Annotated in this window: 18 protein-coding genes and 1 pseudogene; 9 read left to right on the top strand and 10 right to left on the bottom strand. The window is 64.2% G+C overall.

What is annotated here, in order from left to right; genetic code table 11:
- The first annotated feature begins 67 nt into the window (after window positions 1–67).
- Window positions 68–736, top strand: a complete 669-nt coding sequence (locus X757_RS152970; RefSeq protein WP_023726080.1) for a cysteine hydrolase family protein — start codon at window positions 68–70, stop codon at window positions 734–736.
- 88 nt (window positions 737–824) lie between these two features.
- Here the strand turns inward: X757_RS152970 and X757_RS152975 are convergent, their stop codons facing one another.
- Both X757_RS152975 and X757_RS1000000166480 read right to left on the bottom strand, forming a co-directional pair.
- Window positions 825–1,781, bottom strand: coding sequence for an LLM class flavin-dependent oxidoreductase (locus tag X757_RS152975; RefSeq protein ID WP_023726079.1), 957 nt, complete (start codon window positions 1,779–1,781; stop codon window positions 825–827).
- Window positions 1,782–1,939: 158 nt separating this feature from the next.
- Complete coding sequence (locus X757_RS1000000166480; RefSeq protein ID WP_023670454.1) at window positions 1,940–2,095, bottom strand: hypothetical protein; 156 nt, start codon at window positions 2,093–2,095, stop codon at window positions 1,940–1,942.
- A gap of 233 nt (window positions 2,096–2,328) precedes the next feature.
- Here X757_RS1000000166480 and X757_RS152980 point away from each other — a divergent pair, with 233 nt between their 5' ends.
- The gene (locus tag X757_RS152980; protein WP_023686096.1) at window positions 2,329–3,096 is read left to right on the top strand and encodes an SDR family NAD(P)-dependent oxidoreductase; all 768 of its coding nucleotides are present in this window, start codon (window positions 2,329–2,331) and stop codon (window positions 3,094–3,096) included.
- 210 nt (window positions 3,097–3,306) lie between these two features.
- Here X757_RS152980 and X757_RS152985 read toward each other — a convergent pair whose 3' ends face one another.
- The 8 genes and pseudogenes from X757_RS152985 to X757_RS153015 all read right to left on the bottom strand — a co-directional run bounded on the left by X757_RS152985 (window position 3,307) and on the right by X757_RS153015 (window position 12,937).
- Entirely contained in the window at window positions 3,307–4,251 is a 945-nt protein-coding gene (locus X757_RS152985; protein WP_023702405.1) for an ABC transporter permease, read from the bottom strand.
- Window positions 4,248–5,303: an ABC transporter permease gene (locus X757_RS152990; RefSeq protein ID WP_023683937.1), complete on the bottom strand. Its 1,056-nt coding sequence runs from the start codon at window positions 5,301–5,303 to the stop codon at window positions 4,248–4,250. The genes X757_RS152985 and X757_RS152990 overlap by 4 nt, the downstream gene beginning before the upstream one ends.
- Window positions 5,304–5,584: 281 nt before the next feature.
- Window positions 5,585–7,096: an ABC transporter ATP-binding protein gene (locus tag X757_RS152995; RefSeq protein WP_023710191.1), complete on the bottom strand. Its 1,512-nt coding sequence runs from the start codon at window positions 7,094–7,096 to the stop codon at window positions 5,585–5,587.
- Between the two features lie 175 nt (window positions 7,097–7,271).
- On the bottom strand, window positions 7,272–8,297 hold the full coding sequence (locus X757_RS153000; protein WP_023670460.1) for a BMP family protein: 1,026 nt from the start codon (window positions 8,295–8,297) through the stop codon (window positions 7,272–7,274).
- Between the two features lie 126 nt (window positions 8,298–8,423).
- Window positions 8,424–9,371 (bottom strand): ABC transporter permease, encoded by a 948-nt coding sequence (locus X757_RS153005; RefSeq protein WP_023698400.1) that lies wholly within the window; start codon window positions 9,369–9,371, stop codon window positions 8,424–8,426.
- 2 nt (window positions 9,372–9,373) lie between these two features.
- On the bottom strand, window positions 9,374–10,345 hold the full coding sequence (locus X757_RS153010) for an ABC transporter permease (RefSeq protein WP_023670462.1): 972 nt from the start codon (window positions 10,343–10,345) through the stop codon (window positions 9,374–9,376).
- 1 nt (window position 10,346) lies between these two features.
- Window positions 10,347–11,875 (bottom strand): annotated as a pseudogene (locus X757_RS1000000169395) (sugar ABC transporter ATP-binding protein).
- Between the two features lie 48 nt (window positions 11,876–11,923).
- A complete protein-coding gene (locus X757_RS153015) occupies window positions 11,924–12,937 on the bottom strand; it encodes an ABC transporter substrate-binding protein (protein ID WP_023726078.1) in 1,014 nt (337 codons plus the stop codon).
- Between the two features lie 204 nt (window positions 12,938–13,141).
- Between X757_RS153015 and X757_RS153020 the strand changes: the two genes are divergently transcribed.
- The 7 genes from X757_RS153020 to X757_RS153050 all read left to right on the top strand — a co-directional run bounded on the left by X757_RS153020 (window position 13,142) and on the right by X757_RS153050 (window position 22,089).
- Complete coding sequence (locus X757_RS153020; RefSeq protein WP_023726077.1) at window positions 13,142–15,562, top strand: glucan 1,4-alpha-glucosidase; 2,421 nt, start codon at window positions 13,142–13,144, stop codon at window positions 15,560–15,562.
- A gap of 42 nt (window positions 15,563–15,604) precedes the next feature.
- A complete protein-coding gene (gene gnd, locus X757_RS153025; RefSeq protein WP_023726076.1) occupies window positions 15,605–16,618 on the top strand; it encodes a phosphogluconate dehydrogenase (NAD(+)-dependent, decarboxylating) in 1,014 nt (337 codons plus the stop codon).
- Between the two features lie 23 nt (window positions 16,619–16,641).
- Complete coding sequence (locus X757_RS153030) at window positions 16,642–17,946, top strand: glucose-6-phosphate dehydrogenase (NADP(+)) (RefSeq protein WP_023726075.1); 1,305 nt, start codon at window positions 16,642–16,644, stop codon at window positions 17,944–17,946.
- Between the two features lie 116 nt (window positions 17,947–18,062).
- The gene (locus X757_RS153035; protein ID WP_023726074.1) at window positions 18,063–18,776 is read left to right on the top strand and encodes an ROK family protein; all 714 of its coding nucleotides are present in this window, start codon (window positions 18,063–18,065) and stop codon (window positions 18,774–18,776) included.
- 214 nt (window positions 18,777–18,990) lie between these two features.
- A complete protein-coding gene (locus X757_RS153040) occupies window positions 18,991–19,455 on the top strand; it encodes a MucR family transcriptional regulator (protein WP_023726073.1) in 465 nt (154 codons plus the stop codon).
- A gap of 133 nt (window positions 19,456–19,588) precedes the next feature.
- Complete coding sequence (locus X757_RS153045) at window positions 19,589–20,689, top strand: pyridoxal phosphate-dependent aminotransferase (RefSeq protein WP_023710196.1); 1,101 nt, start codon at window positions 19,589–19,591, stop codon at window positions 20,687–20,689.
- Window positions 20,690–20,847: 158 nt separating this feature from the next.
- Entirely contained in the window at window positions 20,848–22,089 is a 1,242-nt protein-coding gene (locus tag X757_RS153050) for an MFS transporter (RefSeq protein WP_023726072.1), read from the top strand.
- The last annotated feature ends 165 nt before the right edge of the window (window positions 22,090–22,254 follow it).

Below are 22,254 nucleotides of genomic sequence, written 5' to 3'. Positions count from 1 at the left end.
CACTGAGGGATGGACGGCCGCAGGGTTGCTGGGCCACGATGCCGGGCAGCAATTGAGGCAGGCTGCGATGATCAAGGCGACACCGTTCGACTTCCCCTATGACGGCCGGCTGGTGCCGGTAAACACCGCGCTGCTGGTCATAGACCTGCAAGAGGATTTCCTGTCGCCGACCGGCTATTTCGCCAGGAAGGGTTATGACCCCGCGCCGCTGCGCGCCATCCTGCCGACAGTCAACCGACTGATATCAGCGGCACGCGCGGCCGGCCTCACCATCATTTACACCAGGCAGGGATATCGCGGCGACATGGCCGACATGACGCCGTACGAGAGATGGCGCCGCAAGCGGGCGGGTCTCGAAGGCACCGACGTGCTGCTGCGCTCCGGCCCTGGCTTCCAGATCGTCGCCGACATCGACGTCGCGCCGCACGACATCATCGTCGACAAGACCTGCAACAGCGCCTTCACCTATACGGATCTGGAGCTTGTGCTGCGCGCACGCGGCGTCACCCATCTGATCTTTTCCGGCTGCACGACCGATGTCTGCGTGCACACGACGCTGCGCGAGGCCTGCGACCTCAATTTCCAGTGCCTGACCATCGCCGACGCCTGCGCCAGCGGCGACCAATACGCGCATGACGCGGCGCTGCATATGGTGACGGTGGAGGACGGGGTGTTTGGTGCGCTGACGGAATCTGGCGCGGTGCTGGAGGCGCTGGCAGTGCTGAGTGGTGATTAGACGCTGGCGGGACAGCACCCCTCTGCCCTGCCGGGCAGAGGGGTGTGTGACGGAACGCTACGAAATAGCTTTCATTCCACCCGCAAATTCACCCTGCGTGAATATCCGACCCGCCCCGCGAGGCAAACGCGCCGGGCTGCGGCACCTCCGCCTCCCGGCGTGCCAGCGAGTTGCGCAAGAGCGCGATCGTCTCGCGGCCGACGCTGGCGATCTCGCGCGGCCGGTCGACACCGACGATCATGAACTCGCTGATGCCCAGCGCCGCATAGGGCAGCAGCGACAGGGCGATCTGCGCCGGTGGTCCGGAAAGTTCGACCGCCTTGTGGCCGACGGTAGAGGCGCCACCCTCCGAGCGGACCCGGACCGGAAGCGCAAAACGCAGCTTGCCGGCGCGGCCATGCTCGGCGGCGGCGCTGCGCGCCCGTTCCATCAGCTGGCGGATCTCGTCGAGCGAACCAGCCGTGAGTTCAAACACGTCGGCATGGCGGCCGGCGACCTTGAGCGCGGTGCCGGACTGGCCACCCATGCGGATGATCACGTCGACGCCATGCGGCCCCTTGCGCGGCACATAGCCACCCTTGATGCTGTAGAATGCACCTTCATGGTCGAAGGGCCGGTCGTTCGACCACAGCCGCTTCAGCAGCACCAGATATTCGTCGATGCGCTGCCAGACCACGGTGTGGCCGACCGGACGCGTCTCGGCATCGTCGTCATCCAGCGGCTCGCTCAGCATCCTCAGCGCCAGCCGGCCGCCGCTCCTGGCGTCGAGCGCCGCCAGTTGCCGCGCCGCAACGGCTGGCGCGATCACGCCGGCCCAGTGCGTCAGCACCACTTCCAGCGACGAGGTGCGGTCCAGCGCCTGGGCGGCGATGTCCATATTGGTCAACAGCCCGGCCGGGTCGTCGACGACGATGTTCTGGAAGCCGGAATCCTCGATCAGCGACAGCTTGGTCGCCGTCTCGACGAAATCATAGAAGAACGGTACGGCCGAACCGGCATCGGCGGCGTGCGTTTTACCGGGAACATGCGTGAACTCGATCGGCATTGCCATCTCCTCCATCACGTTGGATGTATGTCGCCCCCGGTTTTGAGACGACGACATGCGTAAAAACAAGCATCAGCGCCAAAGCGCGTCCGCGTTCGGTTCATCAACTCCGGTCACTCACTGAAAGCGCTAGGTCGCCACCCTTTCGGCCTGATCGGTCAGGGAATCAAGCCGAGCACGACTGCCCCGGTGAACACGAACGCAAGGGCAAAGACGAGATAGGCGAAAGCGCCGGCATAGGCCGGGCGGAAAGCCTGGCTATTGGCCAGCCTCTGGCTGGTGCGGTCCGTCTCGGCGTTCTGGATATAGGACATATCGACCTCCGTCTTGCGGATTAATCTATAAAATCAGTAGACTTTGTCGAGTGCTATTTTTTGGAGATATGTAGAATGATTTTCTCAGTAGTCCTTGTTATTTGGTTTGGCATTGCTGGGAGACCCCTGTTGGAGACAAGCGAGCGACAAGCTTGGCCGACGTCTGCATAGGCGATAGCATCGCCATTCCGGCGTAAATGCGGATTATTTCGATCGGGAACGGGGAACAGAACATGGGTACAAGACTAGCCGGCAAGATTGCAATCATCTCGGGCGGCGCGACCGGAATGGGCGGAGCGGCCTCGGAATTGTTCGCCGCCGAAGGCGCCAAGGTGGCGATCATTGACCGCAATGGCGAGGCGGCGGCAGCCACTGCGGCGGCGATACGCGCGCGGGGACATATCGCCGAACACTGGGTGGCCGACGTCTCGGACGAGGCGCAGGTCGAGGCCGCAGTGAAGGCGGCGACTGCCAGGCTCGGCCCGGCCACGGTGTTGTTCAACCATGCCGGCACCATCGTGATAAAGCCGTTCCTGGAGACGACAGTGCAGGAATGGGACTGGCTGCATGCGGTCAATGTCCGCTCGATGTTCCTGATGACGCGCGCCGTGTTGCCGGGCATGATCGCTGCCGGTGGCGGTTCGATCGTCTGCACCTCGTCGATCTCGGCTGTGGCGGCCACACCCATGGAGGTGCTCTACGACACCACCAAGGGCGCCTGCCACATGTTCGCGCGCGCCATCGCAGTCGAATTCCGCGACCGCAACATACGCTGCAACGCCGTCTGTCCCGGCTTCATCCGCACGCCGCACGGCCTGCGCGAGGTCGCCGATCTCGGCAAGCTCGGCGTCGACGTGTCGGACGCCGCATTGGCCGCACAGCAGGGCCGCATCGGTGAGCCGGAGGAAGTGGCCAAGGCAGCGCTGTACCTCGCCAGCGATGAGTCCAGCTTCGTCAATGGCACGCATCTGTTTGTCGATAATGGTTTTACGGCGATGTGAGTATCCCAGGCTTGGCGCCCTTCCTCTCCCCCGTCGATCGGGGGAGAGGTGTCGAGCGCAGCTCGACGGAGTGGGGGTCGACCCTTGGCGCAAGGAAGATTCATGCGCACCCGTTGGCAACAGTGGCGAGGTGGTTCCCCGCTCCGTCGCTGCTTCGCAGCGCCACCTCTTCCCCCGGAGGGAGAGGAAGGGCGCCAAGTCCTACTCGCCTTACCGCTCTTCTCGTCGAAACGGCTTCAGCAGCGCCGACGGCGCAACCGCGTTGCGTGACATCACGGCCATCGCGACGATGGTGAAAATAAAGGGCAGCATCAAGAACGCCTCATAGGGAATATGCCCGAGGCCGCTCGCCTGCATGCGCAATTGTAGCGCATCGACGAAGGCGAACAGCAGCGCCGCGCCCGCAGAGCGCCACGGGTCCCAGCGGCCGAACACGACCAGCGCGATCGCCACCCAGCCACGGCCCGACACGACACCAAAGGTGAAGGCGTTGAACTGTGCCATGGTGAGGAAGGTGCCCGCAAGCCCCATCAGCGCACCGCCGAGGATGACCGCCTGGAAGCGCGTGGCGATGACGCTGACCCCAGCGGAATCAGCGGCGCGCGGGTTCTCGCCGACCATCCGCACCGACAGCCCCCAAGGCGTGCGGTAGAGCACGAAAGCAGCGAGCGGGATGGCAATGATTGCCAAGTAGACCAGCGCAAACTGGTTGAAAACCGCTGACCCCAGAACCGGAATATCCGACAGCAGCGGGATCGGCACCGTCTGAAAACCCTTGATGCTGGGCGGCACCGATTGCTGGCCGAAGGTCAGACGGTAGAGGAAATAGGCAAGGCCGGACGAGAACAAAGTAACGCCGATGCCGCAGACATGCTGGCTGAGGCCGAGCGCCACGGTGAACAGCGCATGCAGCGCACTCATCGCCATGCCGGTCAACACCGCGGCCAGCACGCCGAGCCAAAGGCTGCCGCTGAGGCTGGCGGCGGTGAAGCCGGTCATCGCGCAGAGCAGCATGATGCCTTCGATACCGAGATTGAGCACGCCGGCCCGCTCGGAGAACATCTCGCCCAGCGTGGCAAATGCCAGCGGCGTGGCGATGCGGATAATGGCGGCGAGGAAGCCGACCTGAAAGATCTGTTCGAACACCGCGCTCATAAGGCGGCACCGACGCGGCGGATGCGATAGGCCGTGAACAGCAGCGCCACCAGCATGGCGAGCAGCGCCGTGCCCTGGATGACATCGCTGAGGAACGCCGGCACGCCGGTGGCGCGCGACATCGCTTCGGCGCCGGTCATCACGGCGGCCAGGAAGATCGCCGCCGGTACGACGCCGAGCGGATTGAGCCTGGCCAGCATGGCAACGACGATGCCGGAATAGCCATAGCCCGGCGAAATGTCGCTCATCACCTGGAAATGCACGCCGCCGACCTCGCCGACGCCGGCAAGCCCGGCCAGCGCGCCCGACAGCAGCGCCGTCGAGATCAGCACCCGCTCGACATGTATGCCGCCATAGCGGGCGGCTTCCGGGCTTTCGCCGGTGACCCTGATCCGGAAGCCGAGCGTGGTGCGCACGATCAGGAACCAGATCAACGGGGCCGCGATCAACGCGGCGATGACACCCAGATGCAGCCTTGTGCCTTCGAGCAGCACCGGGAAATTCGCCGAATCCTCGATCGGCGGCGAGATCGGATAGCCGCTGAACGAGTCCTTCCACGGCCCCTCGATCAGCGCCATCAGCGCATAGTAGATGACCGAATTGAGCAGCAGCGAACTGACGACGTCGTCCACCTTGAATTTGACCCTGAGCGTCGCGGGCACCAGCGCTACCGCGGCACCGGCAGCAGCGCCCGCCAGCGCCATCGACAGGATCGCCAGCGCGCCCGGCATCGGGATGGCGCCGACGAAGCAGCTGGCCACGGCGCCGGCCAGCAATTGGCCCTCGGCGCCGATGTTCCAGAATTTGGCCCGGAAGGCGACGGCCACAGCCAGCCCGGTGAAGATCATCGGGGCGGCGCGCACCAGCGTTTCGGTGATGGCATAGCTGTCGCCGAACGAGGCCGACAGCATCACGCCATAGGCCTCAAGCACGCCGGCGCCGGCCAGCGCGATGAGGCCGCTGCACAGGACCAGCGCTGCGCCGATGGCCAGCAGCGGCAAAGCGAGATTGAACCAGGCGGGGGTGGAACTGCGGGCTTCGAGGCGGAACATCAGCTATGCCCCTCCGCCGCCCAGACGGTCGCGCCGCCCTTCATCCGCCTGCCGGCACCTTCTCCCCGTATAGACACGGGGAGAAGGGATCTGGGCCCTATGCAACTCCCCTCTTGCAGCTGTGGTGATTGGCGAAACCATGGGTGAGAGCCCCTCTCCCCGTCTCTATACGGGGAGAGGATGCCGGCAGGCAGGTGAGGGGCAGCGCTGACGCTTAAAGTCAGCCAAAAGCGGGCAGTATTATTTGAGGTTTCTGCGAGGAACCGAGTGAGAAAGTCCATCTAGGCTCTGCCCTCCGCCCCGGTCATCAGCAGCCCAAGCCGCGCGATGGTCGCATCGGCGCTGTCCAGCGTGCCGGCGATGCGGCCCTCATACATCACCGCGATGCGGTCGCAGAGCACCAGCAGCTCTTCGAGATCCTCGCCGATGACGATGATCCCACAGCCCTTGGCGCGCATGTCGAGGAATTTTTCGTGGATGAAGCGGGCGGCACCGATGTCGAGGCCGCGCGTCGGCTGCGAGACGATCAGCACCTTCGGGTCGAAAGCCAGTTCGCGCGCCAGCAGCGCCTTCTGCAGATTGCCGCCCGACAGCGCGCCGGCGCGGGTCATCGGCCCGGGGCACCTGATGTCATAGGCCTTGATCTGTTCTTCGGCGAAGGCGCGGATCGCATCTGGCTTGAGCAGGCCCCGGCTGCTGAAAGCCGCAGTACCAATGCGCGGCAACACCATGGAATCGGCGAGCGGCAGATTGGTGACCAGCCCGGTCGTCATACGGTCTTCCGGGATGCGGCCAAGGCCGAGCGCCTGCACCTCGCGCGGCGAGAACCGCGTAACAGGTTTGCCGGCTATCGTCATCGCGCCGGCGTCGGGCGCGCGCGTGCCGGAAATCACCTCGGCCAGCGCCCGCTGGCCATTGCCGGAGACCCCGGCAATGCCGAGGATTTCGCCCGCGCGAACGGCAAGCGATACATCGCGCAGCGGCGTCCCCGAATGCCGTGAGGTGGAAATACCGTCGAGCGTCAGCACCGCCGCGCCTGGGGTCGAAGGTCCTCTTGCCGGCGGCACGATCTCATGGCCGCACATCAGCTGCGCCATTTCTGCCGATGTCGTGTTCGCCGGATCGTCGACACGGCCGGCGACGCGGCCGTGCCGCAATACGGTGCAGCGATGGGTGAGCGCCCGCACCTCGTTCAATTTATGCGAGATGAAGATGATGCCGAGCCCCTGCGCCGCCATCGAGCGCAGCGCCGAAAACAGCCCGTCGACCTCGCCCGGCGCCAACACCGCCGTCGGCTCGTCGAGGATTAACAGCCTGGCGCCGCGAAACAGCGCCTTGACGATTTCGAGCCGCTGCTGCTCGCCGACCGACAGCGCGGAGACAGGCAGGTTGGGGTCCAGCGTCAGCCCATGCTGACGGCTGATGTCGGACAACCGGGCAAGTCCGCCGGCGCGGTCGATGCGGCCGGATTTGCCGGGAATGCCAATCAGAAGGTTTTCCAGGACCGTCAGCCTTGGCGCCAAATGAAAATGCTGGTGCACCATGCCGATGCCGGCGGCCAGCGCATCGGCCGAACTGGTGATCCGCACGGTCTTGCCCTGGATAAGAATTTCGCCGGCATCCGGCGCATAGGCGCCGAACAGCACATTCATCAGCGTCGTCTTGCCGGCGCCGTTTTCGCCCAGCAGGCCGAGGATCTCACCTGGGGCGACGCTTAGATCGACAGCCTCATTCGCCTTGACGGCGCCGAAGCTCTTGGTGATGCCGCGCATTTCGATGAGAGGGGCGGACAAGGATGCTCCTGCGGAGATACCCCTCCCCCTCGAGGGGAGGGTGCCTAGCGAAGCGAGGCGGGTGGGGTCACGTCAACTGCCTCAACCCATGACTTAGCAGGATGGAGCACTTCGCGGAGGACCCCACCCGGCCCTGCGGGCCACCCTCCCCTCAAGGGGGAGGGGGTGCGCCGAGCTAATCCGAAACCGGCGTGTTCTCATCCACATCCACCCGGAAATTGCCTTCCAGGATCTCGGCCTTCTTCTTCTCGACCAGATCCTTCACATCCGCCGGCAGCGTCTTGTCGAATTTATGGTAGGGCGCCAGGAACGACCCGCCCTTGGCCATGCGCGAGAAATCGCCATAGTCCTGCGCGGTGAAGACACCGGCCTTGACCAGCTTGATCGCCTGCTCGACTGTCGGATACATGTCCCAGACCGGCCCGGTTATGACCGTGTCGGGGCCGAGGCTCGACTGGTCGGACATGTTGGAGATGGCGAGGATCTTCTTGTCCACCGCCGCCTCGATGACGCCGAAGCGCTCCGCATAGATGACATCGACGCCGGCATCGATCTGGGCGACCGCCGCTTCCTTGGCCTTGGGCGGATCGAAGAACGAGCCAATGAAGGCGACCTTCTTCTTGATGTTGGGATTGACCTCCTTGGCGCCGGCAAAGAAGGCGTTGACCAGCCGGTTCACTTCCGGAATGCCCATGGCCGCCACCGCGCCGATCGTGCCCGACTTCGACATCTTGCCGGCGATCATGCCGGAGAGGTAGGCCGGCTCGTGGATCCAGTTGTCGAAGACGCCGAAATTGGGCTCGGCCGGCCCGGCGCCCGAGCCGAACAGCCATGCCGTCTTCGGGAACTGCTTTGCCGTGCGGCGCGATTCACGCTCGGCGGCGAAGGCGTCGCCCAGCACCAGCTGATACCCGCCTTGCGCATATTCGCGCATGACGCGGCTGAAATCGGCGGTCTGCACCTTTTCCGACCATTTGTATTCGATGCCGAGTTCCTTCTCGGCCTTCTGAAGGGCGACGTGGATCTGGTTGTCCCACGGCTCCTCGATCGGCGTGGCGAAGATCGCCGCCACCTTCAGCTTCTTGTCCTTGGCGAAGGCTGCACCCGGCAGCATGGCTGCGGCCAGGCCAAGTGCGCCGAGTTCCAGCACGTCGCGCCGCGACAGGCCGGTCGATTGCGATTTGTTTTTCCGGTTTTCCATCTAGTGCCCCTCTGTTTGACAGCCGTGTCGAGCCGGCTGTTCCGAAATCAGACGCGGAACTATGGAACGGGTGCGGACTTTTGTCCACATGGTCAAATTTGGCGGTGTCGCTGGCAGGAGCCGGCGCTAGCGTACCGCCTTCTCGCCACCGGCTACGGTGATGACGCCGACGATGATCAGCCCGGTCAGCAACAGCCGAACGCCGGCACTGACGCCGAACGTGTTGAGCATGGTCAGAAGCAGCACCAGGAACAGCGCCGCGCCCCAGACACCGGGAACATTGGCCTTGCCGCCGGCGACCGAGGTGCCGCCGATGACGACGACGGCGATCGAGGCCAGCAGGTACTCGTTGCCGATATCGACATTTGCGCCGCGGAAATAGCCGGCGAGCAGCGCCCCGTCCATGCCGCCGAGCGCGCCCGACAGCGTGTAAGTGAGGAAGCGGGTGCGGCCGACATTGACGCCGGCAAGCCACGCGGCGCGGATGTTCTGGCCGATCGCCAGCACCGAGCGGCCATAGATCATGCGCTGCAAGGCGATGGCCGCACCGATGGTGAACAATACGGTAAGGATCGCCAGCACTGGAATGCCCAGGATTTGCCAGTTGGCAAAATCGGCAAAGCCGGGCGGCGGCTTGATCTGCAGGCCACGCCCATAGCTGATGTCGATCGACTGGATGATGAAACTGGCCGACAGAGTGGCGATGATCGGCGGGATCCTCAGCGCCCAGATCAGGAGATAGTTGACGGCACCGATGGCAGCGCCGCAGGCGAGCGCGGCGAGCAGCCCGACCACGATCATGGAATCGCTGCCGCCCATGACCTTCATGGCGACGGCGCTGGCGAGCCCGATATTGGCCGGCAGCGACAGGTCGACATTGCCTGGCCCGAGCGTGATGACGAACATTTGGCCGACGCCGACGATGACGGTGAACACGGCAAGCGAAAGTGCCGCCGTGATCATGCCGCCGCCGCCATAGCCGCCGGTGAAAGCGATGGTCGCCAGCCAGACGAACATCGCGCCGATAAACGACCAGATCCAGGGTTTGGCGACAAGCGATTTAACCAATGTCATCGCTACCTCTCCCTGCGGCTGATCAGGACGCGGGCTGCCAGCACGATGATCAGGATGGCGCCGTTGGCGGCGACCTGCCAATCCGGCGGAATGTGCATGAAGGTGAGCAGAGGCGATGCCGCCAGCGCCAGTGTCAGCGCGCCGAGCACGGTGCCGATCGGCGACACCCGGCCGCCGACGAACTCGCCGCCGCCGAGAATGACGCCGGCGATCGCCAGCAGCGTGTAGCCATTGCCGATATTAGCGTCGGCCGAGGTGGTGATGCCGATCAGCGCCATGCCGGACAGAACGCCGAATAGGCCGGTCAGCGCAAACAGCACGATCTTGGTTCGAAGCAGCGACCAGCCAGCGCGCCTGAGCGCCGCCGGATTGCCGCCGGATCCCCGCAGGATGACGCCATAGGAGGTGCGCATCAGCCCAAAATGCACCACCGCTGCGATCGCCAGCGCGGCGATGATAGGGAACGGAATGAAGGGCGGCTTGAAGGCCATCAGCGACAAGAGCCAGTCCGGCGCCTTGCCACCGGGCTTGGGCAGCACCAGAATGGCAAGCCCCTGCCAGACGAAGCTCATGCCCAGCGTCACCACGATCGACGGCAGATTGCGCAGATGGATCAGTGCGCCGAGCAGCGCATAAACGCCTATGGAGCCGAGCAGGATGATCACGCCGAGCAGCGGCGCGTCCTTCAGCCAGGTCGCGGTGACGCAGCCGACAAAGCCGACAAAGGTGCCGATCGACAGATCGAGCTCATTGCCGGCGATGACGAACATCTGGGCGATCGTCGCCAGCGCGATCGGAATAGCGAGGTTCAACATCAGGCTGAAGCCGAAATAGCTGATGGCGCGTGGGTTGAGCCAGGCGATGGCGATAACCACCAGCGCCAGCGACAGCGCCGGCAACAGGCTGCGCAGCAGGCGCGCGCGGGCCGCGCTGCTGCGCGGCGAGGACGTAGGGCCGAGAGCGACTGCCGTCATCTCAGGCCGCGTCGCCGAATGAGGACTGGATGATCTTTTCCTCGGTCAGCTCGTCGCGCGTGAGATTGGCGACGATGCGGCCGTTCTTGAAGACATGGATGTGGTCGCAATTGTCGAGCTCTTCGGTCTCGGTGGTGTACCAGAGGAAGGTCCGGCCCTTGGCCGCCTCCTCGCGCACGAGATCGTAGACCTCAAGCTTGGTGCCGATGTCCACGCCGCGCATCGGATCGTCCATCAGCACGATCTGCGCATCGGAACCCAGTGCGCGGGCAAACAGCGCCTTCTGCTGGTTGCCGCCGGACAGCGAGAAGATGTTGTTGGTCATGTCAGGCGTGCGGATGCCGATCTTCTGCTTCCAAAACTCAGCAAGCTCGGCCTCGCGCTGCGGCGAGATCAGCAACCCTTTGCGCAGCCGCGCCAGCGAGCGGATGCCGATGTTTTCGGCAATAGACCATTGCGGGAAAATGCCGTCCGATTGGCGGTCTCCGGCCACCAGCGCCACCGGGGCGGTCACCTCGATATCAAGCCTTCTACGCGTCGCGGCGGCAAAGATCGCCAGCAACAGGTCGGTCTGGCCATGGCCGGCAAGCCCGGCAAGCCCGATGATCTCGCCGGCGCGAGCGACAAGCTCCTTGCCATCCTGCTGCCGCTCGGGCCGCGCCCGCACCCTGAGCGGGCCCGCCGCCGGCCTGGCGGCGATCTCCGCCGCGATCTTCTCGCGCGCTTCCGCGCCGCCCATGGTGGCCACCAGCCGGTCGCGGTCGAACGCTTTTGCAACGTCCGTGGCGACCACCTTGCCGTCGCGCATGACCACGATGCGGTCGGCATTCTGCAGCACCTCGCCCAGCACATGCGAGATCAGGATGCAGCTGCCCCCGGTGGCTACGAAACGGCGCACGAAGGCAAGCAGCTGGCCCGCAGTATGCGCGTCCAGCGAAGAGGTCGGCTCGTCGAGAATGACCAGGTCGAGCGGATCGCGCGTCACCGTGAAGGCGCGCGCCACCTCGACCATCTGCCGCCGGCCGATGGAGAGATCGCCGGCAATGTCGTCTGCCGAGATGCCGTGATCCGGAAAGATTTCGTCCAGCTTGGCGGCAATGAGAGCAGCCGCCTTGCGTCGCCAGCCGAAGCCGGTGAGCGCCGGATGGTTGATGCGCGTATTCTCCGCGATACTGAGGTTAGGGCAGAGCGACAGTTCCTGGAACACGCAGCGTATGCCGAGTTTCAGCGCGCGCGCCACCGAGTAGTCGGTTTCGGCATNGTTTCGGCATTGCCACGCACCGCGATCTCACCGCCATCGGGCTGCAGCGTACCGGCCACCATATGCATCAGCGTCGATTTGCCGGCTCCGTTGTGGCCGACCAGCCCGACGCATTCGCCTGATACAACATGGAAGTCGACGCCGTTAAGCGCCCGAACGGCGCCGAAATGTTTTTCGGCGCCGTTCAGCCTGATGATGTCCAAATGGGCGGCGCCGAAATGTTTTTCGGCGCCGCCCAGTCTGATGATGTCCGTATTGGCCTCAGGCATGCTCAACGATATCCGGTCGGTCATGCCGCTGGCAATGAATGCAATGCATCACTTGATATTGGCTTTGATCGCCGCGATTGCGTCTTCCTGGCTGTATTCGTGGGTGGCGACGCCGCCCTCCTTGATTTTCGGCAGCTCGGTCTCGAAATTGTCCTGGGTAAAGGCGAGATACGGCACCAAAAGGTCATGCGGAATGTCGGTGCGGCCGTCGAGCACCTGCTGCGCCACCCAGAAGGCCAGCGACGACACGCCGGGCGCGATCGAGGCCGACCAGGTCTGGTAGCCATCCTTGTCCTTCTGCTCCTTCCACCATTTCAGCTCGTCCTGGCGGTTGCCCATGATGATGGTCGGACGCGGCTTGCCTGCGGCGGCAAAGGCTTGTGCCGCGCCATAACCGTCACCGCCCTGGTCGACGATGCCGACGATGTCGGGCAACGAAGGCAGGATCGTCGCGACCGCCTTCTGCGCCGTCGTCTGGTCCCAGTCGCCGGTCACCGAACCGACGATCTTGAACTCGGGATGGGCGGCGACGCCTTCGAGGATGCCGGCATGGATGGCATCGTCGATCGAGGTGCCGGCAAGGCCGCGGATTTCCAGCAAATTGCCGCCCGTGGGCTGGAATTTGGCCATCTGCTCGACTTCCTGCTTGCCCATGTCCTTGAAGTCGACGACGACGCGGTAGGCGCAAGGTTCGGTGACGGTCCCGTCGAAGGAGACGACGACGATGCCGGCATCGCAGGCCTGCTTGATGGCGCCGTTCAGCGCATCCGGCGATGCGGCATTGATGACGATGGCGTCATAACCCTGTAGGATCAGGTTCTGCACCTGGGCAGCCTGGGTCGGCACTTCCTTGTCGGCGGTGGTGAAGATGTCGGCGGCGCCGACGATCTTATCCTCAACCGCCTTCTTGGTGACGATGCCGTAGCTGTCGAGCATCGCCTGACGCCACGAGTTGCCGGCGTAATTGTTGGAGAAGGCGATCTTCTTGCCGCTGGTGTCGGCAAGCGCCGTGCCCGAGGCGAGCATCGCCGCCAGAGCGCTCAGGACGAGCAGTTTCTTCATGTCATAATCCTCCCATGGATTGTCGGCCCCGCCGACTGTTGCTGATGGTTTTGGCGTTGGCTGCCTGTTTTTTATCTATTGTCAGACAAATGCAGATGAGCTCGCTTGTCAACTGCGATCGGTTACGCTTTGGCGATCAACTTCAGGTGCGATGATTGAAAAGCCTTCGCCTGCTGGTCTAGGGAAGGGCCCAGGAGACCATGCATGGCAGCGACGCCGCCGACCCTTCCCCCCAGTGCACCCAAAAGAATGGGCGCGCCCGGAATTCCGGCGCGCTGGACGTCAAGCGCCAAGAGCGGCGTAGGTGCCGCGCTTTCAACGGCGAGTCGCGTCTGGTTCACGCTCAGCCATGGCATCGTCAATGAAGTCTACTATCCCGGCCTCGACAGCGCCTGCACGCGCGACATGGGACTGCTGGTCACCGGCCTCGGCGGCTGGTTTTCCGAGGAGAAGCGTGACGCCACGCATGCCATCGAGCCGTTCGAGGAAGGCGTGCCCGCCTACCGGCTGGTCAACGCGACGGCGCGTTACCGGATCGAAAAGCGCATCCTGGCGGATCCGGCGCGCCCGGCCCTGCTGCAGGAAATCAGCTTCACGGCACTCGAGGGCGTGGCCACGGACTACCGCGTCTACGCCCTGCTGGCGCCGCATCTGGTCAATGCCGGCATGGGCAACACCGCCTGGATCGGCGAGCACAAGGGCAAGCCGATGCTGTTTGCGTCCGGGCACGGCGCCTGCTTGGCGCTTGCCTCCTCGCTGCCCTGGGGCGACTGCTCGGCCGGCTATGCAGGCTTTTCCGACGGCTGGCAGCAACTCAGCCGCGCCGGCCGGCTCGATCCGACCTGCCAAAGCGCGGAGGACGGCAATGTCGCGCTGACCGGCGAGATCGGCTTTTCTTTAGCCAACAGCGAAGCCTTGCTTGCGCTTGGGTTTGGGGCGACGCCGGATGAAGCGGCCGAAAACGCCGCCGCCAGCCTGAAACGCGGTTTTGAGCCGGCGGCAAAGGCCTATGTCGCGAAATGGCGGAAATGGCAGGCAGGCCTGACGCCGCTCGACCACCATGATGCATCCGGCCTCAACACCTACCGCGTCAGCACAGCGGTGCTGGCGACGCACCTGTCGCTGGCGAGGCCCGGCGCGGCCGTTGCCAGCCTGTCGATCCCGTGGGGAGCGAGCAAGGGCGACGACGACCTTGGCGGCTATCATCTGGTCTGGCCGCGCGACCTTGTGGAAACCGCGGGCGGCTTGCTCGCCGCCGGCGATCCGGCGCAGGCGCTTGAGATCCTCGCCTATCTCCGTTCCATCCAGCAGCCGGACGGCCACTGGCCACAAAATGTGTGGCTCGACGGCTCGCTCTATTGGCCGGGCATCCAGATGGACGAATGCGCCTTCCCACTGCTGCTTGCCGATGCGCTGCACCGCGCCGGCCACCTGCCGCGCGCCAAGCTCGCCGCCTTCATGCCGATGGTCGAGAAAGCAGCGTCCTATGTCGTGCGCAATGGTCCCGTCACCGGGCAGGACCGCTGGGAAGAGGATGCCGGCTACAGCCCATTCACGCTCGCCGTCGAAATATCGGCACTGCTTGGCGCCGCCGATCTGTTCGACGTTGACGGCAAACCGGAGCCGGCTAACTATTTGCGCGAGGTCGCGGATTGCTGGAACGACCAGATCGAGCGCTGGACCTATGTCAGCGGCACACCGGAGTGCCACGAGGCTGGCGTCGACGGCTACTACATCCGCATCGCGCCGGCCGACGGTTCAGGCGCCGCATCGCCGAAGGACGGCTTCGTACCGATCAAGAACCGTCCGCCGGGCGATACCGACAAGCCGGCCGAAGCGATTGTCAGCCCGGACGCGCTGGCGCTAGTCCGCTTCGGCCTCAGGGCCGCGGACGATCCGCGCATCGTCGGCACGGTCAAGATCATCGACGCGCAACTGCGCTGCGACCTGCCGCAAGGGCCTCTATGGTACCGCTACACCAGCGACGGTTATGGCGAACACGCCGACGGCGCCCCCTTCGACAGCAACGGCCAGGGCCGACCCTGGCCGTTGCTGGCCGGCGAACGCGCCCACTACGAGCTGGCCGCCGGTAACAAGGACAAGGCGGCAAGCCTGCTCAGGACATTCGAGGCTTCGGCTGGTGTGGGCGGTCTGCTGCCGGAACAGGTCTGGGACGGCGCCGACATACCGGAGCGCGAATTGTGGCTGGGCAGGCCGTCGGGCAGCGCCATGCCGCTGGTCTGGGCGCATTCGGAACACATCAAGCTGTTGCGCTCGCTCCGCGACGGCGCCGTCTTCGACATGCCGCCGCAAGGCGTCAAGCGCTATGTCAGGGACAAGACCGGCTCGCCGCTGAGGATATGGCGCTTCAACAACAGGCTGCGCACCCTGGAAGCCGGCAAGACGCTGCGGGTTGAACTGCTGCAGCCGGCACTCATCCGCTGGAGCGGCGACCAGTGGCAGACCAGCCATGAAATCAACACGTCCGTGAATGTCTTTGGCGTCCATCTGGCGGATCTGCCGGTGGCCGATATTCCGCGAGGTAATACGATCGTCTTCACTTTTTTCTGGCCCGACGGCGACCGTTGGGAGAATGTCGACTTCACCGTCGGCATTGAGAACTAACTCGCCCACAATTTTCTTTCCTCAAGCGACTAGGACAAGACCATGCAGATCGGAATGATGGGACTGGGCAGGATGGGCGCCAACATGGTGCGCCGCCTGATGCGCGACGGCCATGAATGCGTCGTCTACGACATCAACCCGGCAAGCGTTGCCGCCCTGGTTGCCGATGGCGCCATCGGCGCCGCCTCCATGGAAGAGTTCGTCGGCAAGCTGTCCAAGCCGCGTAGCGCCTGGCTGATGCTGCCGGCGGCGATCACCGGCAGGATCGCCGACCAGATGGCAGCATTGATGGAGCCCGGCGATATCATCATCGACGGCGGCAATTCCTATTATCACGACGCTGTCGACCAGGCGGCCGAGCTCGCGGCCAAGGGCCTGCACTATGTCGATGTCGGCACCAGCGGCGGTGTCTGGGGCTTGGAGCGCGGCTATTGCCTGATGATCGGTGGCCCCGACACGGCGGTCAAACACCTCGACCCGATCTTCGCCACGCTGGCGCCCGGCGCCGATGTCGGCGCCACGCCCGACAAGGCGGGTGGAACCGCACCCTTTGGCTACCTGCATTGCGGACCGAGCGGCGCCGGCCATTTCGTCAAGATGATCCATAACGGCATCGAGTATGGCGTCATGGCCGCCTATGCCGAAGGCATGAACATTTTGAAATCGGCAAATGCCGGCAAAAGACGGCGCACGGCGGACGCCGAGACCAGCCCTTTGGAAAACCCGCAATACTATCAGTTCGACATCGACCTGCCGCAAGTGGCCGAGGTCTGGCGCCATGGCAGTGTGATCGGCTCGTGGCTGCTCGACCTCACCGCCGGCGCACTGAAGAGCGACCCGGCATTGGCCCAGTTCGGCGGCCGCGTCTCCGATTCCGGCGAAGGACGCTGGACGCTGAAGGCGGCGATCGACACCGGCGTGCCGGCGCCGGTTCTGTCCTCGGCTTTGTTCGACCGCTTCTCCTCGCAGGGCGAATCCGAATTCGCCGACAAGCTGCTGTCGGCCATGCGCTATGCCTTTGGCGGCCATGTCGAAAAGCCGAAGGCCGGCAAGTGAAGGCCGCAGGGGAGACGCGCAAGATGAGCCCGGAACGGTCCGACACGCTGGTGCTCTTCGGAGCAACCGGCGACCTTGCCCACAAGAAGATATTTCCGGCCCTCTACCAGATGGTAGCCAAGGGGACGCTGACCGAGCCGGTGATCGGGGTCGCCTTCGATGCCTGGGACATCAACCAATTGCAGGCGCGGGCCCGCGACGGCATCGTCAACGCTGTCGGCAAGATCGACGAAAAGATCTTCGCCAAATTCGCCAATCTGCTGCGCTATGTCAGCGGCGACTACCGCGACGGCGCGACCTTCGAGAAGCTGAAGACGGCGCTCGGCTCGGCGCAGCGGCCGCTGCACTATATGGCGGTGCCGCCGACCATGTTCGAGACCGTCGTCCAGGGGCTGGAGCAATCCGGTACCGCGCATGGCGCGCGGCTGATGGNAGAGCAGTCGATCTTCCGCATCGACCACTATCTCGGCAAGGAGGCGATCCAGAACCTGCTCTATTTCCGCTTTGCCAATTCCTTTCTCGAGCCGATCTGGAACCGCAACTTCGTCGAAAGCGTACAGATCACCATGGCCGAGGACTTCGGCGTCGAAGGCCGTGGCAAATTCTATGACGATGTTGGCGCTATCCGCGATGTGATCGAGAACCATCTGCTCAACATCCTTTTGCTGCTCGCCATGGAACCGCCGGTCGGCCGCTCGGCCGACGATCTGATCGACGAGAAGGTGCAGGTGCTGCGCGCCATCCGCACGCTGACCAAGGACGACGTCGTGCGCGGCCAGTTCACAGGCTATCTCGCTGAACCCGGCGTGAAGCCGAACTCGCCGGTCGAAACCTTTGCCGCGGTGCGCTTCATGGTCGACACCTGGCGCTGGCAGGACGTGCCCTTCTTCATCCGCACCGGCAAGAACATGCCGGTGCATGTGACCGAAGTGATCGTGCGGCTGAAGCGGCCGCCGCTGGACGTCTTCGATCCGATCAAGCCCAGCGACGCCAATTACGTGCGCTTCCGCATCGACCCGCAGGTGGCGATCTCGATCGGCGCGCAACGCAAGGCACCCGGCGACGACATGGTCGGCGAGCAGGTCGAACTCACCGCGCTCGACGATTCGAAGGGCGACATGCCGCCCTATGAGCGGCTGATCGGCGATGCCATGAACGGCAATGGCCAATTGTTCACCCGCCAGGATGCCAGCGAGCTTGCCTGGCGCATTGTCGGCCCGGTGCTCGGCGACACCACGCCGCCGCATATGTATGAGCCGAAGACCTGGGGGCCTGCCGACGCCATGGCCAGCTTCGGGCCGCCCAACGGCTGGATCAATCCGAGTTGAGCAACTCCACGAAAAGTGCGAGCGGTCTTTCCGTCCGGAATTGCGTAAAACAAAGAGTTGGAGCATTCCCCGTTTCCCTGAAACGGGGAACGCGCCAAGTGAGCGGAGGAAACGACATGGCCAAGGCAGCCAAGGCAGCCAGGCCCGCGAAGGCCAAGGCCGAACCGATCGTACTGACGATCGATGTCGGCGGCTCGCATGTGAAAATCCTCACCAGCGCAGGCGGCGAGATGCGCCGGGCCGATTCCGGACCGGACCTGACGCCGCAGCAAATGGTCGCCACGGTGAAGACGCTGGCCGAAGGGCTGGCCTATGACGTGATCTCGATGGGCTATCCCGGCCCGGTCAGGCACAACAGGCCTTCGCTCGATCCCGCCAACCTCGGCAAGGGCTGGGACGGCTACGATTTTGCTGCCGCCTTCGGCAAGCCGGTCAAGGTCGTCAACGACGCGCTGCTGCAGGCGATCGGCAGCTACGATGGCGGGCGCATGCTGTTCCTCGGCCTCGGCACCGGCCTGGGCGCGGCGATGATCCTCAACAATGTCGGCCAGCCGATGGAACTGGCGCATCTGCCGTACCGCAAGGGCGGCAGTTTCGAAGATTATGTCGGCGAGCGCGGCCTGGAGAAATACGGCAAGAAAAAATGGCACAAATACGTTTTCGACGTCGTCGGGCGGCTGCGTGCGGCGCTGCAGCCGGATTATGTCGTCATCGGCGGCGGCAATGTCGACAGACTGGATGAATTGCCCGGCACATCCAGGCGCGGCGACAATACGCGCGCTTTCGAGGGCGGTTTTCGACTATGGCGCGACAAGGCGCTGATCGTCTGATAGTATTAAAATTCAGTATAGTTGTTCAAAATGACGTGTGGCGCGATACGAAGTCATTGCGTTACGCAGATTTGGCGATTAGATCGGTGGCACCGGATGGAATCATCTGGCGCAACCGCACATATGCGGCAAGACAAATGACTAGAGCGGATTTCCGGCTCCGCTGGGACCACTCTGGGAGTTTCCGCCACCCCCCTAGCGACGGAGAGATAAATTGGCCGACGACAGCAACGACTCTGACAAGGACATCGACCTGCTCGAGCTTACCGCCCATATCGTGTCCGCTTACGTCGAGAAGAACCGCTTGCCCGTTGCCGGCCTGAGCGATCTCATCGCCAGCGTTGCGGCGTCGATCGGCGGGCTCAGCCAGCCGCCGGCCCCAGTGGCGGCGCCGCAGATCCCGGCCGTCAATCCCAAGCGGTCGGTGACGCCGGATTACATCATCTGCCTCGAGGACGGCAAAAAATTCAAATCGCTGAAGCGCCATCTCGGCGTCCATTTCAACCTGACGCCGGAAGCCTATCGTACCAAATGGGGCCTGCCGGCCGACTATCCGATGGTTGCCCCCAACTACGCGGCGTCGCGCTCCGAGCTGGCCAAGTCGATCGGCCTCGGCCGCAAGGCTGCAGTGGCCGCGCCGACGAAAGCCAAGGGTCGGAAGGCCAAAGTTCCGGCCTGAGTGGGATCAGCGCCTCGGCCCTGAGCCAATCGTTTGGACGACTGGAACAGAAGCCTGCCGGCGAATGAGCCTTGGCAGGCTTCGTGCTTTTATGGCTTGTACCTCTGAGTGTCAGGACTTTGGGGGAGCAGCCATGAACTACGCCAGAATGGTGATCGAGAAAGAGGCGCCGGAGGAATACGGCTACGATCGCATTCGGTTCAATCTCTCCGAAAGCTCGATCGCCGATCAGAAACTCTCCGACGTCGGCCTGTCGCTGCCGGATCTCACGCTGTTCTACGGCGAGCATCGCGGCGACAAGGAGTTGCGGGCGCTGATCGCGGCGCAGGATTCCGGCATTTCGCCTGACGATGTTCTGGTGACCGCCGGTGCGGCGGGCGCGCTCTTCATCATTTCGACCTCGCTTCTGTCGGAGCGCGACCACCTTGTCGTCGTCCGGCCGAACTACGCCACCAACATCGAGACCCCCAAGGCGATCGGCTGCGCCATCTCCTATGTCGATCTCGATTTCGACGCAGGCTTTGCCATCGATTTCGGCCGCGTCGCCGCCAGCATGCAACCGAACACCAAGCTGATCAGCGTCACCTGCCCGCACAACCCGACCGGCACCATGATGGGCCGGGCCGATCTCGACGCGCTGATTGCGCTGGCCGAAGCGAGCGGCTGCCATCTGCTGGTCGACGAGACCTATCGCGACCTCTCCTATGGACAGCGCCTGCCGGCGGCGGCTTCTCTCAGCCCCAAGGCGATCAGCGTCTCGTCGCTGTCGAAAGCCTTCGGCATTCCCGGCATCCGCATTGGCTGGCTGATCACCAGCGATGCCGAACTGCAGGAGCGCTTCCTCGCCGCCAAGGAGCAGATCGGCATTTGCGGCAGCGTCATCGACGAAGGCATTGCGCGCGGCATGCTGGGGCGCCGCGACGCTTTCCTGGCCGCGCTGCTGCCCGAGATGGCGAAACGCCGCGACATCGTGCAAGATTGGATCGACCGCGAGCCGCTGGTCGACTGGGTGCGGCCACAAGGCGGCGTCGTCGGATTTCCAAGGCTCAATGTCAGTCCAGACTTCGACCTCGACCGTTTCTACGTCAATCTCTTGGAAAACCACGGCACCTATGTCGGTCCCGGCCACTGGTTCGATATGCCCAAGCGCTTCTTCCGCGTCGGTTTCGGCTGGCCGAAAGAGGCGGAATTACAGGGCGGCCTCGACGCCATCACCGCCGCGCTGAGGCAGTAACGTCCGCGTGCAATCGGGCGAGCGGCTTGAAAACCGCTTGATCCAGGTCCGATTTTCACGCATACGCGCCCCGAACTTTGATAAGTTTCATTGGCCGGAACAGCGCCCATTTCCGGGAAGTGCCCCGCCGGCCAATGCAAGCAACGGGGCCTGTATCCATGACATCCCATTCCCATACACCGCCTGACCGGCGTTACGCCGCCTTCCGCCATCGCTCCTTCCTGAGCTATTGGGCGGCGCGTTTCCTGACCACCTTCGCCACCATGATCGTGTCCGTCGCCGTCGGCTGGCAGATCTATGATCTGACGCGCGATCCCTTCGATCTCGGCATTGTCGGCATCGTCCAGTTCCTGCCGTCGCTGCTGCTGGTGCTGGTCACCGGCGTTGTCGCCGACCGTTTGGGCCGCCGCCTGATCATGGCGCTGGCGACGGTAGTCGAGGCAGGTTGTGCGCTTGTCCTGTTGTACTTCACGCTGCGCGGTCTCGTCAGCCCGCTGCCGATCTTCATCGTGCTGGCTATGTTCGGCCTGGCGCGCGCTTTTTACGGACCGGCCTCGTCGTCGCTGTTCGCCAACCTTGTTCCGCCGGAAGATTTCGGCAATGCGATCGCCTGGAACTCGTCCGCCTGGCAAACGGCGACCATTGTCGGCCCGGTCGCCGGCGGCCTGCTCTATGGCGTCTCGGCCGAAGCCGCTTACGCCGTTGCCTCCGTGCTGATGCTGGTGGCCGGTCTGCTGATCTTCACCATTCCGAAACCGGCCCAGCAGAGCGCCACCGACAAGCCGACGATGGAGACGCTGTTTGCCGGCTTCCGATACATCTGGAGCGAGAAGATCGTCCTGGGCGCCATCTCGCTCGACCTCTTCGCCGTGCTTCTGTCCGGTGCCTCGGCGCTGCTGCCGGTCTATGCCCGCGATATTCTGGAACTCGGCCCGTGGGGCCTCGGCCTGCTGCGCTCGGCGCCCGGCATCGGCGCCATCTGTGTCGCGGTCTGGCTTGCCGGGCATCCGCTGCGCGACAGTGCCGGCAAGATCATGCTCGGCTTCGTCGCCGGGTTCGGCGCCTTCACCGTGCTGTTCGGCGTCTCGACCATCACCTGGCTGTCGATCCTGGCCCTTGCCGGCCTCGGCGCCACCGACATGTTCAGCGTCTATATCAGGGAGACGCTGATCCAGCTGTGGACACCCGACGAGGTGCGCGGCCGCGTCAACGCCGTCAACCAGGTCTTCGTCGGCGCCTCCAACGAAGTCGGCGAGTTCCGCGCCGGCACCATGGCGGCGCTGATCGGCACCGTGCCGGCGGTGGTGATCGGCGGCGTCGGTGCGATTGCCGTCGCCGGACTGTGGGCGGTGCTGTTTCCGCAACTGCGAAGGGTGCGGCATCTCAACAGCCGCAACTGATCGAGTAAGCCGCAGGATCCGGCGCTCGGTCCAAATCAGCTTGCGCCGATGACGGCTGAGATGGGCCGGAAGCGGATGGGCCGGTTCTGGGCGAACTAGCCAGATGGCGGGGCAGCCACAGGGTGGACATTTCAGTCCATATGGAAAATGATTATGTTGCCATGC

It is taken from the genome of Mesorhizobium sp. LSHC412B00 (genome assembly GCF_000503035.1).
Lineage (GTDB): Bacteria > Pseudomonadota > Alphaproteobacteria > Rhizobiales > Rhizobiaceae > Mesorhizobium.
This window is presented reverse-complemented; position numbering and strand designations above follow the sequence as displayed.

What these genes read in the sequence shown, in the direction of transcription:
- X757_RS152970 (WP_023726080.1), top strand. Translation starts at nt 68, where the DNA reads ATGATCAAGGCGACACCGTTCGACTTCCCCTATGACGGCCGGCTGGTG.
- X757_RS152975 (WP_023726079.1), bottom strand. Translation starts at nt 1,781, where the DNA reads ATGCCGATCGAGTTCACGCATGTTCCCGGTAAAACGCACGCCGCCGAT.
- X757_RS1000000166480 (WP_023670454.1), bottom strand. Translation starts at nt 2,095, where the DNA reads ATGTCCTATATCCAGAACGCCGAGACGGACCGCACCAGCCAGAGGCTG.
- X757_RS152980 (WP_023686096.1), top strand. Translation starts at nt 2,329, where the DNA reads ATGGGTACAAGACTAGCCGGCAAGATTGCAATCATCTCGGGCGGCGCG.
- X757_RS152985 (WP_023702405.1), bottom strand. Translation starts at nt 4,251, where the DNA reads ATGAGCGCGGTGTTCGAACAGATCTTTCAGGTCGGCTTCCTCGCCGCC.
- X757_RS152990 (WP_023683937.1), bottom strand. Translation starts at nt 5,303, where the DNA reads ATGTTCCGCCTCGAAGCCCGCAGTTCCACCCCCGCCTGGTTCAATCTC.
- X757_RS153000 (WP_023670460.1), bottom strand. Translation starts at nt 8,297, where the DNA reads ATGGAAAACCGGAAAAACAAATCGCAATCGACCGGCCTGTCGCGGCGC.
- X757_RS153005 (WP_023698400.1), bottom strand. Translation starts at nt 9,371, where the DNA reads ATGACATTGGTTAAATCGCTTGTCGCCAAACCCTGGATCTGGTCGTTT.
- X757_RS153010 (WP_023670462.1), bottom strand. Translation starts at nt 10,345, where the DNA reads ATGACGGCAGTCGCTCTCGGCCCTACGTCCTCGCCGCGCAGCAGCGCG.
- X757_RS153015 (WP_023726078.1), bottom strand. Translation starts at nt 12,937, where the DNA reads ATGAAGAAACTGCTCGTCCTGAGCGCTCTGGCGGCGATGCTCGCCTCG.
- X757_RS153020 (WP_023726077.1), top strand. Translation starts at nt 13,142, where the DNA reads ATGGCAGCGACGCCGCCGACCCTTCCCCCCAGTGCACCCAAAAGAATG.
- gnd (WP_023726076.1), top strand. Translation starts at nt 15,605, where the DNA reads ATGCAGATCGGAATGATGGGACTGGGCAGGATGGGCGCCAACATGGTG.
- X757_RS153035 (WP_023726074.1), top strand. Translation starts at nt 18,063, where the DNA reads ATGGCCAAGGCAGCCAAGGCAGCCAGGCCCGCGAAGGCCAAGGCCGAA.
- X757_RS153045 (WP_023710196.1), top strand. Translation starts at nt 19,589, where the DNA reads ATGAACTACGCCAGAATGGTGATCGAGAAAGAGGCGCCGGAGGAATAC.
- X757_RS153050 (WP_023726072.1), top strand. Translation starts at nt 20,848, where the DNA reads ATGACATCCCATTCCCATACACCGCCTGACCGGCGTTACGCCGCCTTC.